This window comes from Pseudomonas sp. A-RE-22 (genome assembly GCF_019956035.1).
GTDB classification, from domain to species: Bacteria; Pseudomonadota; Gammaproteobacteria; order Pseudomonadales; family Pseudomonadaceae; genus Aquipseudomonas; species Aquipseudomonas brassicacearum.
The window spans coordinates 17,589-33,362 of record NZ_JAHBCZ010000051.1 but is presented as its reverse complement, the minus strand read 5'-3'; the positions used below and the strand labels follow the sequence as shown (position 1 = coordinate 33,362).

Sequence of the window (15,774 nt, the reverse complement as noted above, 5' to 3'; positions counted from 1 at the left end):
AAACCCAGGCATTGGTGGTGCTTGCTCGCAAGCTCTGCCGGGTGGCATTTGCCTTGATGAAAAATCAGAGCGAATACCAGCCGAAGCCTATGTTGCAGGGTTGCCCTGCAACATAGAATCTCCCACAGGGGTTGGCTACATTCCCAATCAGCTCCCTCTCGCCTAACCCTCGCCAGGAATGTTAGCGTGCTTGGTATCTTCTCCCCGACGAGCCTTGCACGATGAAAAAAACCGTACTTGCCTTCAGCCGTATCACGCCCCAGGTGGTCGAGCGCCTGCAACAGGACTTCGACGTGATTGTGCCGAGCCCGTCCAAGGGCGATATCAACGCACAGTTCAACGAAGCCCTGCCCCACGCCCACGGGCTGATCGGGGTCGGTCGCAAACTCGGGCGCGAGCAACTGCAAGGCGCCGCGAACCTGCAAGTGGTATCCAGCATATCGGTGGGCTACGACAACTATGACCTGGCCTATTTCAACGAGCGCGGGATCATGCTCACCAATACCCCCGACGTACTCACCGAAAGCACCGCCGACCTGGCCTTCGCCCTGCTGATGAGCAGCGCCCGGCGCGTGGCCGAACTGGACGCCTGGACCAAGGCAGGCCAATGGCAGGCGACAGTCGGCCCGCAACTGTTCGGCAGCGATGTACATGGCAAGACCCTGGGTATCGTCGGCATGGGCAACATCGGCGCAGCCATTGCCCGGCGTGGCCGGCTGGGGTTCAACATGCCGATCCTCTACAGCGGCAACAGCCGCAAGACCGAACTGGAAAACCAATTGGGCGCACAATTTCGCGAACTGGACCAGTTGCTGGCCGAAGCGGACTTCGTCTGCCTCGTCGTGCCATTGAGCGAGAAGACCCGCCATCTGATCGGCCAGCGTGAATTGGGCCTGATGAAACCGAGCGCCATCCTGGTCAACATTTCCCGGGGCCCGGTGGTGGATGAACCGGCGCTGATCGAAGCCCTGCAGAACAATCGCATCCGCGGCGCCGGGCTGGATGTCTACGAGAAAGAACCGCTGGCCGAATCGCCGCTGTTCCAGTTGAAAAACGCCGTCACCCTGCCCCACATCGGCTCGGCCACCCACGAAACCCGTGCCGCCATGGCCGATCTGGCTGTGGATAACCTGCGCAGTGCATTGCTGGGCGAGCGACCGCAGAACCTGGTCAACCCGCAAGTCTGGAAGTAACCGCTTAGGCCGGCCCGAGCGGGCCGGCCAACGCAGTCATTTCAACGCGCACCCAAGGCGGCCTTCATGGGCTGTGGCCGAGGCTTGCGAAACACCAGCACGTTCCCCAGCATCACCAACACCAGCCCCACCAACGCCGGCGCCGTCCACTGGTAGCCCTCGACAAACGCCGACACGTTCAACGCCACCACCGGGAACAACACGGTGCAATACGCCGCCCGCTCCGGCCCCATGCGCCCCACCAGCGTCAGATAGGCAGTAAAGCCGATCACCGAACCCGGGATCACCAGGTACAACAGTGAGCCGATGTAGCGCGTGTTCCATTCCATGTCGAACGGGATGCCTTTGAACGCGCACCACACCGCCAACATCGCCGCGCCATAGGCCATGCCCCAGGCGTTGGTGGTCAACGGCTTGAGGCCGGCCTTCTGTTGCAGGCTCGACAGCATGTTGCCTGCCGAGAAACACAAGGTGCCCAGCAACGCCAGCGCCAGGCCAAGCAAGGTTTGCGGGCTGGCGCTATGACCGGCCAGCTCCGGCCAGAACAGCAGCGCCAGCCCCAGCAGCCCCAGGGCGCCACCCAACAGCACGTTACGGGCAATCCGCTGACCGAAGAACACACGGGCATTGAGGGCATTCCAGAGCGTGGCGGTGGAAAACACCACGGCGACCAACCCACTGGGAATCCACTGGCTGGCGGTCAGGAAGCACATGAAGTTGATGCAGAACAGACACAGGCCCTGGGCAACGCAAATCAAATGGCCACGCCGATTCATCACCTGCAAGCGCCGGCTGAGCAAGAGCATCGCAAACAGGATCAGGGCCGCAAGGCCGAAGCGATAGACAATCGACACCGGGATGGCGACGACGCCCAACTGCAGTTTCAGGGCAATCCAGGTGGTGCCCCAGATGAGCACGGTAAGCAGGTACAACGAGAGGTTCATGGTGACGGCTCCTGACAATGACGTTCAGTGTCCCGCTGCCATTGACCCGGCGCTTGCGTAAACTTGCGGTTTTGTCAGCTGACAGGCTGGCACGGACCGGCCGACGGAGTAGGATGCAAGCGTTGGAGAACCGATCATGTCCACACTGCAAACCCTGCAAGTCTTTCAAGCCCTCAACAGCTCACCCAATGCTCGCCTGGAGCACAGCGCCGAGCTCGGGGACGGCTTGGCGGCCGCTTTGTGGAGCAATCACCACGATGCCCGGGACTACGAGGCGCCAACGCACCATACGCTATCGTGCTACATCGCTGGCGGCACCGGTACGTTTCGCCGCGAGCGACCCGACACCACGGGGGCACCGGACAAACTCTGCATCCTGCCGGCCGGGCATGAATCAGCCTGGGTCATCAACGGCGATATTCGCCTCGCCCACCTGTATTTCAGTGCGGAACAATTTGCCCTTGGTTGCGTCACGCTGCTGGACCGCGAGCCCCGGCAGGTGCAACTGCACGAGGAGACCTTCCTCGACGACCCGCGACAGGCACAGCGTTTTCGCCAGTTGATCGCGCTGAACTGGGACGAACCCGGTGAACGCCTGCTGACCACCAGCCTGGCCCATGACTTGCTCAATCACCTGCTGCTCAGCCAGGTGGGCCAGCGCCAGGGACTTCGCCTCAAAGGCGGCCTGGCCGCTCATCAACGGCGGTTGCTGGTGGATTACGTCGACAGCCACTTGGCCAATGCCATCAGCCTCGGCCAATTGGCGGCGCTGTGTGCGTTGTCCGAATACCACTTCGCGCGGATGTTCCGCGAAAGCTTCGGGCTGCCTCCTCATCAATATGTGCTGGCCAGACGCTTGACCTGCGCGCGGCATTTGCTGCGCACCACCTCACAACCGCTGGGCGACGTGGCGCTGGCCTGCGGATTTGCCAGCGCCAGCCACTTCACCAATCGATTCCGTCAGGCCCTGGGTGCGACGCCTGGGGAGTATCGGCAGGCGTTCTTGCGCTAGCGCCGGCTATCGCCATCGCGAGCAGGCTCGCTCCCACAGGAGAATGTGATCAATGCAGGAGCGCAAAGCGATAAAAACAAAACGGGCCTGCGATTGCAGGCCCGTTTTTCAGTCGCAAGTGAAATGAACGAGGTTTCAGCCGTGAAGCGCGGCCCGTTCGTTTTCCAGGAATTCCTCTTCCAGCATCGCATCGGCCAAGGCTACGGATTCGCTCGGTTCCTCAATGACGGCGCGCTTGCCGCGCAGTTTGCCGAACAAATGCTCCAGGGCATTTTCAAGTTTGGTGGCCGCGCCTTCGATCGCCAGTTCCAGCGATTCGGCCTTGTGCGTCACGGAAATCGGCTGATGGCCCTTTGGCCGTGCTTCAAGCTGGCAACGCAGATCATGGGGACCAGGCTTATCGCCGTTCTCGTCCCGCAGATGAACCTCAACCCGTGTCAGGTCCTCTTCATAACGTTCGAGCGTGCTTTCGATGGTAGTACGTACCCACTCCTCCAGTCGGATGCTGCTTTGAATATGGTTATCGCTGTTGACTTGGATTTGCATAGTTCATCCCTTATTTCAGCTAGCTCGCCGGGGGCCGTCGACGTTGATGCAACGGCCCCTTGAATACAGAGTCGGGCTGGCGGATGAACAATTCAACCCCTAAAAAAAGATAAATATTCATATGCAAATAAAGCCAGACAACGGCCAAAAGCGCTGTTAATGTCGGGAGTTACCCCTGCCCTGCCTGCCCACCATAAATCGCCTCCCCTCCTGCACCGTCAGCGAACATCCGCGCGTTATTGCCCCGAAACGGGCAGCGGCCACAGCCGCATTCCAGAGCGTTTGGCGCCCAGGCGCCGTGATCATTGTCCGACAGTTTTTCCGGCATGCCACTTGCTAACTCCCTGTAGGAGCTGCCGCAGGCTGCGATCTTTTGATCTTGAGGCCTGCCTGGCCCCAGGAATCTCGAGATGAACACGATCATGGAATGGCCGGTGGTCCGGTGTTGCGAACTAATCCCGATCATGGCCGGTCAACAACTGCACGTTCAATCAGGCGGTGACGCATCATGGACAACCCTTTTCAGATCATTACCGACGCCTTTGCGCCGCATTATCAAATCAACCTGAGCATTCAGGGCCTGGACGGCAGCATCATGCTGACCCTGTCCAAGAGCGGGCGCATCGTTGCCAAACGCATGATCAGCGCCCAGCAGCGCAACGACCCGGAGCGGCTCAAGCGGCTGGTGCAAAGCATTCAGTTCGGTATCGCCATCGAGCAGGGCCACAGCGCCGTGGCCATCCTCGAAGCCATGACCGGCGGTGACAGCATCAAGCTGCCACCACCGCACGCACAGGGGCCGGCGCCCTCTGCCGCCGGGATCTAGATTTCTCCTTTCTCCACCTCGGCATGCTCGCTGGAACCCGCGCCGACCTTGCGGTGCGGGTGCTCGATCTTCACCGAGGGGAACTGCGACGAAGCGTAGCGCACCACCAGGATCGAAAACGCCAGCAGCAGGATGCCACCACACAGGTAGATGATCCCCAGGTCTGGCGGGCTGTGGTGGGAAACGTTGGAAATCAGCAGCCGCGTCAGCGCCGTGATCGCCACGTAGATCAGAAACCGCACCGGCATGTGGTTGGTCTTGAAGTAGATCCCGACCATCGCCCCCAATTCCAGATAGATGAACAGCAGCAGGATGTCATCGATCTTGATGTGTCCTGCTTCGATCATCTGCAAGAATTCCATTACCGCCGCCCACGCGGTCACCGCACCGATGGCGAACAGGGCCAGGTAATGGAAGGTCTCGACGAACAGGTTTCCCAGGGACTCGGCCAGTTGATGGACGTTCTGGCGCAAGGTCTCGGCCCAGTTGATTTTCACGATGTAGTTTCCTTAGGTCGGCTCGACCGGATGATGCGGGTTGGACGTGACGGTTGTTCTGCATGCAGAAAAAAGGCCAGCGACTGAAGGTGAGATGGCGATAGGCTGGTATCCGGCACTTTTGTGATCGTCATGCGGCCTTGTCGCGAGCAAGCTTTGCTCCCACACAAGCTTTTACTCCCACAAGCTTTGCTCTCACATGCAGAAACCGGTCTACATTAAAAAGCCACTATCCAAAGCAACAGGATTCGCTTATTCTTTTGCCTGTATATAAATACAGTAGTCACAAAGACAACCAATGTGAAGGCATGTGAGGTGGTGAATGGCCGTCGAAGTGGTATACCGCAGCAGCCGAGATCTGGAGCGCTTGTTCATGGATAAAGCCGAAGCTGACCGTCATGACAAAATGCTGGAACTCGCCGAATTGCTGGCAGAGGTGTTGCAAAAAGCCGTTCCATCGCTGAGCGAGCAACAAGTCGAGGAAGCCGGGATCTACATGGCGAAGAATCGTGATGTGTTCGCCAAGGCGTTCAAGAGCCAGCCGGACGCCTTGTCCGAACTGCTCAATCCGTCGGACGAATAACTAAAAAAGATCGCAGCCTTCGGCAGCTCCCACATGGAACAACCGTGCAGGAGCTGCCGAAGGCTGCGATCTTTTTCAGTAATAACGGCGTGGATCTGAATCGATCAGGCTCGCCAGCTTGGTCAGGGCGAAACGCAGTTCGTCCTGGCTGGTAGGGGACATCAACACCAGCCGTACACAGCGGGTTGTCCCTGAGCGCTCAGCCTGGAATTGGGTGCCGCTGAGGACCAATACGCCGTTGGCCCGGGCGAGCATGGTGAACTCGTCGCTGGTCCATGGCTCCGGCAGCGTCAACCAGACGTGATAGGAATATGGCTGGGTCTTGAGCTCGAAATTGGCAAAGATTTCCCTGGCGATCGCCTGTCGCCCCGCCGCCTCGTTACGCTGGATGCGAATCAGTTTCTTGTCCAGGCCCTCGGTAATCACATTGCTCGCCAACTGCGCGGTCAATGGCGACGGCATCCAGACGCTGCTGCGCACCATCGAGGTCAGGCGAGACAGCAGTTTCGGCGGGCTGTAGATATAACCTACACGAAGCGCCGGCATGACCGATTTCGACAGACTGGTCAGGTACACCGAACGGTCCGGCGCAAAGGCCGACAGTGGCTTGATCGATGGGTCGGTGGCCAGGAAGCCATAGATATCATCGTCCAGGATGATGAAGTCGAACTCCTCGGCAAGCGCGGCGATCTGGGCCCGACGCTTCTGCGACATGATCGCCGCCGTCGGGTTCTGGCAGGTCGCCACGCAGACCAGCATCGCCGGCTTCTCTCGCAGGCACAGTTCACGCAACGCTTCGGGAATGATGCCCTCGTCATCCATCGGCACGCCACGCAGGCGCCGCTCAAGACCGTGGGCCAGGGAGATGATGCCCGGGTAGCAAAGCGCTTCGCAGAGCACCAGGTCACCGGCGTTGGTCAGGGCGCTCATCGCCACCATCAAGCCATGCTGGGCTCCTGCGGTAATCACCACTTGCTGCCATTGCGCGTCGGGCAATGAATGACGCAACCATTGCGCCCCCGCCTCGCGATGCGCCGGGTGACCGCCATCCGGCGCGTAATCCAGTGCGCGAGCGAAATCGGTGCTCTTGGCCATGCCCACCAGCGCGCCACGCAACCAGTACTCCAGGGTTTCGCTGTAGGGCTTGATGATCGAAAGATCGAGCAGTTCGGATTGCCCCAGGTTCAGCGGCGCGGAGGCGCTGTTGCTGGCCGGCAGCTCCAGCTGTTTCTGGTTGAGCACGTAGGTGCCACGCCCCACTTCCCCCTGCACCAAGCGACGCCGATGAGCTTCGCTATAGGCCCGACTGATGGTGCCCGGCGTGACATTCAAGGTGGTGGCCAGCTCCCGCAAGGTCGGCAGGCGATCGCCCTCGTTCAACACGCCGTTGTTGATATCGCGCGCCAACGCATCGGCAATCGACAAATACATCGGCTGACTGAACTCGCTTAGCTGGGGAACCCACATGAATGATCACTGCCCATCGTAGAAATGATGAATATCCGAGCATATCACATGGAGGTTAGGCAACTAATAATTCGACACAATCGACACATTGAGTCGATTGATACGATTATTGAATCGTTTCTCAATGCCATGTGAAGAAATTTTTAATAGAAATAAAATCATTTAAAATCAAATATTTAGTTCTTTAAATTCGCAAAAATAGCCCATCACAACAGAAAAATATCTCGTAACAATCCCGCCCCCTATTGAATCAACTCAATTCATTCAAATACACTGATCTCGAATCGAAGCAATCGACTCAATCATTCACTGCGCGCTCCTGTCGCGCCAAGTCGAGACATCATGGACACATTCAGAAAGGATCTATCTCTGTCGGCGATCATCGCGGGCTTCATCGCCGTGATCATTTCCTACGCCGGCCCGCTCATCATCGTGTTCCAGGCAGCCAAGGAAGCGCACCTGCCCAACGACGTGGTGTCTTCATGGATCTGGGCCATCTCCATTGGCAGCGGGATTACCGGCCTGTTCCTGAGCTGGCGCCTGCGTGTTCCGGTCATCACCGCATGGTCGACACCGGGTGCAGCGTTGCTGGTGTCGATGCTGCCCACCGTGACCCTGCCCCAGGCCATCGGTGCTTATGTGGTGGCGTCGGTGATCATCGCGCTGGTCGGCCTGTCCGGTGCGTTCGACAAGCTGATGAGCCGCTTGCCCAAGGCCATTGCCGCCGCCATGCTCGCCGGGATCCTGTTCCGCTTCGGCGCCGAGCTGTTCACGTCGATCAAACTGCAGCCGGCTCTGGTCTTGGCGATGATCGCGGCATACCTGATCTTCAAGCGCTTTTCGCCACGCTACGCGATCCTGTCGGTGCTGATCGTCGGTTGCGCGGTGGCCGCCTCGTTCGGTGAACTCAATAGCACCTCGATCACCATCGCCGTGGCCCAGCCGATCTTCATCGCCCCTGAATGGAACTGGCACGCAATCATCAACATCGGCCTGCCACTGGCGCTGGTGACCTTGACCGGCCAGTACGTGCCAGGCATGGCGGTGTTGCGCACCTCGGGCTACAACACGCCGGCACGCTCGATCATCTCGGTCACCGCGATTGGCTCGATCCTGATGGCCCCGTTCGGTTCCCACGGTTTGAACCTGGCGGCCATTACCGCAGCGATCTGCACCGGCCGCGAAGCCCACGAAGACCGCGACAAACGCTACATGGCCGGGATTGCCTGCGGGGTGTTCTACATTCTGATGGGGACCTTCGGCGCCACCCTGGCCTCGGTGTTCTCCGCACTGCCGAAAGAATTGATCGCCGCCCTCGCCGGCCTCGCCTTGTTTGGCGCAATCAGCGCCGGGCTGACCGGCGCCATGGCTGACGAGAAACAACGCGAAGCGGCACTGATCACTTTCCTGGTGACGGCTTCGGGCATGAGTTACCTCGGCCTGGCCGCCGCATTCTGGGGCTTGATCTTCGGCCTCGTGGCGCACTTCGTGCTGACCTACACCCGCGAACGCAAAGCCGCCGTTATCGCCGAGGGCAGCCGACCATGACCGCTCGTTACGACTTCATTGTGGTGGGTGGCGGCATCGCCGGCGTGTCTGCCGCTTATGAATTGGCAGCCCATGGCAGCGTCTGCCTGCTCGAACAGGAACAGCAACTGGCCTATCACACCACGGGGCGCTCAGCCGCGATCTCGATGGAAAGCTACGGCAACCAACAGATCCGCTCACTGACCTGCGCGTCCCGGCGCTTTTTCGAAAACCCGCCCGAGGGCCTGGCCGAGCATCCGCTCTGGTCGCCCCGGGGCGCGCTGATCGTGGCCCAGGCAGCACGGGTGGACAAACTCAAAGCGCGTTTCAGCGCCGTCCTGGGGCAAGTGCCCACGGCCGAGCTGCTCGACGACAAGCAAGTGCAGGAGCTCGTGCCCTACCTCGCCGAAGGCGCCTGGAGCGCCGGAATCTACGAGCCCAGCGCCTTCGATTTGGATGTGCACGGTATTCACGGCGCCTACCTCGGTGGGCTGCGTGCCCGCGGTGGTGTGATCAAGCGCGAGACCGAAGTGCTGCGTGGCGAATATCGCGACGGGCACTGGCGTTTGCACACCCAGGACGGCCAGCAATTGCAAGCAGCCATCGTGGTCAACGCCGCCGGTGCCTGGGCCGATGAATTGGCCGAGCGCTGCGGCGTGCCCAAGGTCGGTGTCCGACCGTTGCGGCGCACCGTGCTGGCGGTCGATCCACAGTGCGACGTGCACCACACGCCCTACCTGGGCACGGTCGACGAGGACATTTTCATCAAGCCTGAAGCCGGGCGGCTGATCGTCTCCCCCTGCGATGAAAGCCCTTCGTTGCCCTGCGACGCGCTGCCGGAAGAGCTCGACCTGGCCATCACCATGGATCGCCTGCAAAACACCACGCGCCTGCGCCCACGCTCGATCATCAACAAGTGGGCAGGCCTGCGAACCTTCGTCGCCGACCGCTCGCCGGTGCTCGGCCAGGATCCGCAGCAAGAGAGTTTTATCTGGCTCGCCGCCCTCGGTGGCTACGGCATCCAGGCCGCGCCCGCCATTGCACGCCTGTGCAGCCATGCGGCGCTGGGCATCGCCATGCCAGACGACCTGGCGGCGCTGCAACTCAACTACCAGCATTTTTCCCCGGCCCGTTGCCGCGACGAGGAATTTTCCAGCCTGGCCGTCAAGCAGGTTGCCGATTTGCACTAACCCCCACCCACTTAACAAGGAACGTCACTATGCAAACCACCGCTCAAATCCAGCCCGCCGCCAAACCTTTCCTGGGCGAAGAGAACGTCATTTTCACCGATAAGGCACCACTGCCGCTGGGTACCTATTCCCAGGGCATCAAGGTCAGCCACGGGCAGACCATCTACCTGTCGGCACAGACCCCGGTCTCGGCGCTGAACAACGAAGTGCTGGCCAAGGATTTCGAAGGCCAACTGCGCCAGACCCTCGACAACCTGCTGCAAATGGCCGAAGCGGCAGGTGGCACTCTGGCGAACGTGGTCAAGGTCACGGCGTTCATCACTGACTTGAGTGAGTTCCCGACCCTCAACCGCGTCATGGAAGAGTACTTCACCAAGCCCTACCCGGCCCGCACCACCGCCGGCGCCAGTGCACTGGCACGCAACACCCTGGTTGCCATCGACGCCATCATGGTGATCTGAAACACCTTCTGTCAGCGGAGTGCCCGTCGGTCCGGTGAGCTGGACCGACGTTGGCAAGGAAAGCACCAGCACAGCGTACTTTCAGAGGGTGACCATGAAAAATTCGTACAGAGAGTATGTATTGCAGTGCCTGGTTTGCGATCGAAGCTACCAGCCCCATGAGGTCAGCTATTACTGCCCTCATTGCAAAGTCGATGGTGCCCTGGACGCGCTTTACGATTACCCGACACTCAAGCGCGAATGGTCCCGGGACAGCCTGGCCCATGACCACGCCCGTGGCATGTGGCGCTATGACCGCTTGATGCCGTTGAGCTCGACGCAATTCATTCCACCGTTACTGGTGGGCAACACGCCGCTGTACTCACGCCCGGAATTGCTCGGCAAAGGCGCCCGGATCAAAGTCTTCGTAAAAGACGAATCGCGGCAACCGACCGGGTCGTTGAAGGATCGCGCCAGCGCCCTGGCGGTGGCCCACGCCATGCAATCCGGTGCACGCACCGTGGCAGTGGCCAGCACCGGTAATGCCGCTTCGGCATTGGCCGGGATGAGCGCCAGCCTGGGCTTGCACAATGTCATTTACCTGCCCAAGAGCGCGCCCCGCGAAAAACTCGCGCAGATGCAGGGCTACGGCGCCGAGATCGTGCTGGTCGACGGGCAATATGACGAAGCTTTCGAGCAATGCCTCAACGCCTGCGAAGAACATGGCTGGTACAACCGCACCACCGGGATCAACTCGTACATGAGCGAAGGCAAGAAAACCGTCGCCTTCGAGATGTGCGAACAACTCAACTGGCAGGTGCCGGACCTGGTGTTCGTGCCCGTCGGCAACGGCTGCATCCTGGGCTCGGTCTACAAGGGCTTTTTCGACTTGCTGCAATTGGGCTGGATCGAACGCATCCCACGCCTGATCGGCGTGCAGGCCGAGCACAGCAACTTCATGTACCGCGCCTGGCGCGACGACCGCTCGATGCAGAAAACCGAGCGCCGTCCCCCCACCAGCCTGGCCAGCAGCATCAATGTGGCGCTGCCGCGTGATCGCCTCAAGGCCATGCGTGCGGTCACCGCCAGCGGCGGCGAGTTCATCTGTGTCAGCGACCCGAGCATTGTCGCCGCCGCCTCGAGATTGGCCGCCAGCACCGGCGTGTTTCCGGAAGCCGGCGCCGCCAGTGCCTTCGCCGGTCTGCTCAAGTATGCCGAAACACACCCCGACACACCGCAAACCGCCGTGATCCTGATCACCGGCAGCGGTTTGAAAGACACTTCCATTTTTCTATCCGACTCGACCAAAAGCCAGCCACGGGTGTTGCCGCATCACGTGACCGCGCCACTGGCCGAGGCGCTTATCTAGGGAATCACACCATGAGCCTGCAAAATTTCGACCCCACCATTGCCCGCCTGATCGACCGCGAGCGCAACCGCCAGGAAACCCACCTGGAGCTGATCGCTTCGGAAAACTATGTCAGCGAGGAAGTGCTCCAGGCCCAGGGTTCCGTGCTCACCAACAAATACGCCGAAGGCTATCCGGGCAAGCGTTACTACGGCGGCTGCAAGGTCGTCGATGAAATCGAGAACCTGGCCATCGAACGCGCTCGCAAGTTGTTCAACTGCGAATACGTCAACGTGCAACCGCACTCCGGCTCCCAGGCCAACCAGGCGGTTTTCCTGGCAGTACTTGAACCCGGCGACACCATCCTGGGCATGTCCCTGGCCCATGGCGGCCACCTGACCCACGGCGCCTCGGTGAATTTTTCCGGCAAGATCTACCGGGCATTTTCCTATGGCCTGGACACGGAAACCGAAACCCTCGACTACGAAGAAATGGAAGCCCTGGCCAGGGAGCACCGGCCGAAGATGATCATCGCCGGGGCCTCGGCCTATTCGCGGACCATCGACTTCCAGCGCTTTCGCAAGATCTGCGATGAAATCGGTGCCTACCTGATGGTGGACATGGCGCACTACGCCGGGTTGATCGCTGCCGGCGTGTATCCGTCGCCGGTTGGCATCGCCGACTTCATCACTTCCACCACCCACAAGACCTTGCGCGGCCCGCGCGGCGGTCTGATCCTGGCCAAGGCGCAATATGGCGCCCTGCTCGACAAGACGATTTTCCCGGTGTACCAGGGCGGCCCGCTGATGCACGTCATCGCCGCCAAGGCCGTGGCGTTCAACGAAGCCTTGGGCGATGGGTTCAAGCATTACCAGCAGCGGGTGATCGACAACGCCCGCGTCATGGCCGACGTCCTGACCCGACGCGGCTTGCGGGTGGTGTCCGGCGGTACCGATTGCCACATGTTCCTGCTCGATCTGCGCTCGATGAACATCACCGGCAAAGACGCCGAGGCGCTGCTGGAAAGCGCCCATATCACCTTGAACAAAAACGCGATCCCCAACGACCCGCAGAAACCGGCCATCACCAGCGGCATTCGCATCGGCACGCCAGCACTGACCACCCGCGGTTTTGGCGAAGCCGAATGTGCCGAAGTGGCGAACTTGATCGCCGACCTGCTGGAACAGCCGGACAACGCAGCACGCCTGGACAACACCCGGCGCCGAGTGATGCATCTGTGCGAATGCTTTCCGGTGTATCTGCTGAGGTAATTGCAACTGCGAGAGCAAAGCTTGCTCGCGATGAACGCTGACTCGATTAGCCTGAACAGTCGCGGCGCCTGCATCGCGGGCAAGCCTTGCTCCCACAGATAGCAGCTTCACTGCTTCCCAATACTTCCTTTGGATTTTCAGCGGTACAGCAGACGCTCCGCCAGCTCATCGGCCACCCGGGCCGGTGAGCGCTTCTCCGCCTGGGCGTGGGCAAAGACTTCCGTGAGCCGGGCACCGATTTTCGACAAGTGCGCGGTGATCGTCGACAGTTCTTCGCCACGATGTTTCAGCGCGACGTAGATCAGGCCACCGGAGTTGATCACATAGTCCGGCGCATAGAGAATTCCACGTCTTTCCAACTGGTCGGCCACTTGCAGGTTGCTCAACTGATTATGGGCCGAGCCGGCAACGGCCGAGCAGCGCAGTTGGGCCACGCTTTGGCTGTTGAGCACCCCACCCAGCCCGCAAGGAGCAAGGATGTCGCAGGGCGTGCTGAGCAACGCGTCGTTGGCGATCGGGTGGGCGCCCAGTTGCTCCATCGCCAATTGCACCTTGCCAGGGTCGATGTCGCTGACCAGCAATTCGGCACCAGCCGCGTGCAGTTGTTCGGCCAGGGCATAACCGACGTTGCCCAGGCCCTGGATCGCCACCCGCAGGCTTTCGAGGTTATCGCTGCCCAGGCGGGCCATGGCGGTGGCACGGATACCGGCAAAGACCCCCATTGCCGCGTGGGGCGCGGGATCTCCCGAGGCCGTGGTGCTGGTGACATGGCGAGTCTGCTGGGCGATGCAATCCATGTCGGCCACCGACGTGCCGCTGTCGATGGCCGTGATATAGCGACCGTCCAACTGCTCGATACAACGACCAAAGGCTTCGAACAACGCAGCCCGACTCTCGACATGGGCCGGGCGCATGATCACCGCCACCCCGCCGCCCACGGGCAAGCCGGCCAGTGCCGCCTTGTAGCTCATGCCTTGGGCCAGGCGCACGGCATCGGCCACGGCACTTTCGTCGTCGGGGTAGGCAAGATAACGACAGCCCCCCAGGGCGGGCCCCGGACGGCTGCAATGAATGGCAATCACCGCCTTCAACCCGGTTGCCGGGTCTACGCTTAGGTGCAGCGATTCAAGGCGGGAGCTTTGCATGAGAGCAAACATCGAAAGGCTCCCGAATCACTTTTGTTTGTTTCGCCAGTATAGGCGTGCAGTCGAAATTTGCTGGAGCACGCAGGAATAAGTCGCCGGGGTGGTCAGTCCTTTTCGGCATAACCTGTTACAGCCTCTGTCCGAGACTGGACGAAAATCCACGGCAGGGCTAAAACGGGAGCATAGCCCGGAGAGTTTGATGAAACCGCGCCAAGCCTTTTTTGATTGTCTGCACCGCTCGCCACCAGCGCTGTTCGAAGCGGCGCTGTGGATCGCTGCCGAACATGATCGCGAGGTCGACGTACCGGCCTTGCTGAAGGATTTCAAGGAGCTGCAACAACGGGTCAGCCAGGGCTTGCCGATGCTGCCTGTCAGCGAACTGGGCCAGCCCTTGCTGCGACGGCTCAATGACTTGGGTTTCGCCCAGGACGACTTCACGCCTTTGCGACCGCGAGCGGCGTTACTGGACAAAGTCCTGGCGCGCAAACGCGGGCAGCCCCTGGCCCTCGGCCTGATCGCCCTGGAACTGGCCCGAGGCCTGGAAATTCCGATGGTCGGTGTCAATTTCCCCGGGCATTTCCTGTTGAAGGTGCCCGGCGCCGATCACCTGCTCGATCCGTGCGGTGGCCGCCGGTTGTACCCCAATGACTGCCGGGAACTGCTACAGCGCCAATACGGCGCGAACATGCAGCTCAAGGCTGAACACCTGGTCAACGCCGAGCCGATGCAGATGCTGCAGCGCCTGTCGCGCAACCTGCGTCAACTGCATCTGGCGAACGACGATTACATCGCGGCCCTGATCGACGCCGAACGGGTGCTGGAGCTGGGCAACGCCAGCGCCGCCGACTACCTGGCCCGCGCCAGCCTGTATCAGCGACTCGATTGCCCCAACGCCGAACGCTTCGACCTGGAGCATGCCCTGATGCTCAGCGACGATCCGATCCAGCGAATCCGACTGACGGAGCGGCTGGGGCATTTGCCACCGAATTCGGTTGTGCATTGAGCGGTTGCAGGTGGTTAAATCGCTATCGCGAGCAAGCTCGCTCCCACAGTTGATCGCATTGAACTCAGGTTTTGTGCTTGTCACAGTCCAATGTGGGAGCGAGCTTGCTCGCGATAGCGGTGCAACGGCCTACATCAATGTCAGGCCGGGGTATCCGGCTGCTTCGCCGGGTGCGCCTGTTGGAACGCCACATGCCCAGCCGCCAACGCCGCAACACGACGGATCCGCGGATACGCCAGCAACGAAACATTGAACCGCTCGGCCGCGTACAACTGCGGGATCAGGTATACATCCGCCAGCCCCGGCGCTGCACCGAAGCAATAGCCATCGTCGCCAATCAACTGCTCCACCGCCGCCAAGCCCTGGCTGATCCAGTGGCCGATCCACTCCGTCACCTGCGTTTCATCGTGGCCCCACTGCCGCAGTTTGTTGAGCACGCTGACGTTGTGCAGGGGGTGAATGTCGCAACCGATCAGCGCGGCGACGCCTCGTTCGTGGGCGCGCATCGCCAGGTCGGCGCTGAGCAGCGGCACCTGTGGATAACGCTCCTCCAGGTATTCGATGATGGCCGGCGATTGCACCAGCAGCGCGCCCTCATCGGTGCGCAGCGCCGGCACCCGGCCCTGGGGGTTGATCGCCAGATAGGCCGGCTGGCGATGCTCGCCCCCAGGCGCAGCGATCAGGTTGACCGGCAGGGCCTGGTAATCCAGGCCCTTGAGCGCCAGTGCAATGCGCACCCGATAGGACGAGGTGGAGCGATAGTAGGTATAGAGTTCCATGCC

At 60.8% G+C, this 15,774-nt stretch carries 16 protein-coding genes and 1 pseudogene; 11 read left to right on the top strand and 6 right to left on the bottom strand.

The window, feature by feature from the left end:
- Together KGA89_RS22930 and KGA89_RS22925 are read left to right on the top strand one after the other, a co-directional pair.
- A pseudogene (locus KGA89_RS22930) lies at positions 1–116 on the top strand (IS110 family transposase); the annotation flags it as partial.
- A gap of 105 nt (positions 117–221) precedes the next feature.
- Positions 222–1,193, top strand: coding sequence for a 2-hydroxyacid dehydrogenase (locus KGA89_RS22925; protein ID WP_003205404.1), 972 nt, complete (start codon positions 222–224; stop codon positions 1,191–1,193).
- Positions 1,194–1,234: 41 nt separating this feature from the next.
- Here the strand turns inward: KGA89_RS22925 and KGA89_RS22920 are convergent, their stop codons facing one another.
- A complete protein-coding gene (locus KGA89_RS22920) occupies positions 1,235–2,137 on the bottom strand; it encodes a DMT family transporter (protein ID WP_013694188.1) in 903 nt (300 codons plus the stop codon).
- A gap of 136 nt (positions 2,138–2,273) precedes the next feature.
- Between KGA89_RS22920 and KGA89_RS22915 the strand changes: the two genes are divergently transcribed.
- Entirely contained in the window at positions 2,274–3,149 is an 876-nt protein-coding gene (locus tag KGA89_RS22915) for a helix-turn-helix domain-containing protein (RefSeq protein WP_027911439.1), read from the top strand.
- 135 nt (positions 3,150–3,284) lie between these two features.
- Here KGA89_RS22915 and KGA89_RS22910 read toward each other — a convergent pair whose 3' ends face one another.
- Positions 3,285–3,695: an HPF/RaiA family ribosome-associated protein gene (locus tag KGA89_RS22910; RefSeq protein ID WP_003205407.1), complete on the bottom strand. Its 411-nt coding sequence runs from the start codon at positions 3,693–3,695 to the stop codon at positions 3,285–3,287.
- A 508-nt stretch (positions 3,696–4,203) separates the two neighbouring features.
- Between KGA89_RS22910 and KGA89_RS22905 the strand changes: the two genes are divergently transcribed.
- Positions 4,204–4,521: a DUF3509 domain-containing protein gene (locus KGA89_RS22905; RefSeq protein WP_003205408.1), complete on the top strand. Its 318-nt coding sequence runs from the start codon at positions 4,204–4,206 to the stop codon at positions 4,519–4,521.
- Here KGA89_RS22905 and KGA89_RS22900 read toward each other — a convergent pair.
- The gene (locus tag KGA89_RS22900) at positions 4,518–5,018 is read right to left on the bottom strand and encodes a phosphate-starvation-inducible protein PsiE (protein ID WP_003205409.1); all 501 of its coding nucleotides are present in this window, start codon (positions 5,016–5,018) and stop codon (positions 4,518–4,520) included. The genes KGA89_RS22905 and KGA89_RS22900 overlap by 4 nt on opposite strands.
- Positions 5,019–5,340: 322 nt before the next feature.
- On the opposite strand from KGA89_RS22900, the gene KGA89_RS22895 reads away from it, so the two are divergent.
- Positions 5,341–5,601 carry a YebG family protein gene (locus KGA89_RS22895; protein WP_003205410.1) on the top strand — a complete coding sequence of 87 codons (261 nt, stop codon included), beginning with the start codon at positions 5,341–5,343 and terminating at the stop codon, positions 5,599–5,601.
- 75 nt (positions 5,602–5,676) lie between these two features.
- Here KGA89_RS22895 and KGA89_RS22890 read toward each other — a convergent pair whose 3' ends face one another.
- Entirely contained in the window at positions 5,677–7,068 is a 1,392-nt protein-coding gene (locus KGA89_RS22890; protein ID WP_003205412.1) for a PLP-dependent aminotransferase family protein, read from the bottom strand.
- 342 nt (positions 7,069–7,410) lie between these two features.
- On the opposite strand from KGA89_RS22890, the gene KGA89_RS22885 reads away from it, so the two are divergent.
- The 5 genes from KGA89_RS22885 (at position 7,411) to glyA (ending at position 12,844) form a co-directional block, all read left to right on the top strand.
- Complete coding sequence (locus tag KGA89_RS22885; protein ID WP_003205413.1) at positions 7,411–8,616, top strand: benzoate/H(+) symporter BenE family transporter; 1,206 nt, start codon at positions 7,411–7,413, stop codon at positions 8,614–8,616.
- Positions 8,613–9,785: an NAD(P)/FAD-dependent oxidoreductase gene (locus KGA89_RS22880; protein ID WP_003205415.1), complete on the top strand. Its 1,173-nt coding sequence runs from the start codon at positions 8,613–8,615 to the stop codon at positions 9,783–9,785. Before KGA89_RS22885 ends, KGA89_RS22880 begins: the two co-directional genes overlap by 4 nt.
- Before the next feature lie 29 nt (positions 9,786–9,814).
- Positions 9,815–10,246, top strand: a complete 432-nt coding sequence (locus KGA89_RS22875) for a Rid family detoxifying hydrolase (RefSeq protein WP_223472618.1) — start codon at positions 9,815–9,817, stop codon at positions 10,244–10,246.
- 94 nt (positions 10,247–10,340) lie between these two features.
- A complete protein-coding gene (gene thrC, locus KGA89_RS22870; RefSeq protein ID WP_003205418.1) occupies positions 10,341–11,594 on the top strand; it encodes a threonine synthase in 1,254 nt (417 codons plus the stop codon).
- Between the two features lie 11 nt (positions 11,595–11,605).
- Positions 11,606–12,844 (top strand): serine hydroxymethyltransferase, encoded by a 1,239-nt coding sequence (gene glyA / locus KGA89_RS22865; RefSeq protein ID WP_003205420.1) that lies wholly within the window; start codon positions 11,606–11,608, stop codon positions 12,842–12,844.
- 137 nt (positions 12,845–12,981) lie between these two features.
- On the opposite strand, the gene KGA89_RS22860 is transcribed toward glyA, so the two are convergent.
- On the bottom strand, positions 12,982–14,001 hold the full coding sequence (locus KGA89_RS22860; RefSeq protein ID WP_003205422.1) for a Glu/Leu/Phe/Val dehydrogenase family protein: 1,020 nt from the start codon (positions 13,999–14,001) through the stop codon (positions 12,982–12,984).
- A 187-nt stretch (positions 14,002–14,188) separates the two neighbouring features.
- On the opposite strand from KGA89_RS22860, the gene KGA89_RS22855 reads away from it, so the two are divergent.
- The gene (locus KGA89_RS22855) at positions 14,189–14,992 is read left to right on the top strand and encodes a SirB1 family protein (protein WP_003205424.1); all 804 of its coding nucleotides are present in this window, start codon (positions 14,189–14,191) and stop codon (positions 14,990–14,992) included.
- A 140-nt stretch (positions 14,993–15,132) separates the two neighbouring features.
- Here the strand turns inward: KGA89_RS22855 and maiA are convergent, their stop codons facing one another.
- Positions 15,133–15,771 (bottom strand): maleylacetoacetate isomerase, encoded by a 639-nt coding sequence (gene maiA / locus KGA89_RS22850; RefSeq protein ID WP_003205425.1) that lies wholly within the window; start codon positions 15,769–15,771, stop codon positions 15,133–15,135.
- Positions 15,772–15,774: the final 3 nt, after the last annotated feature.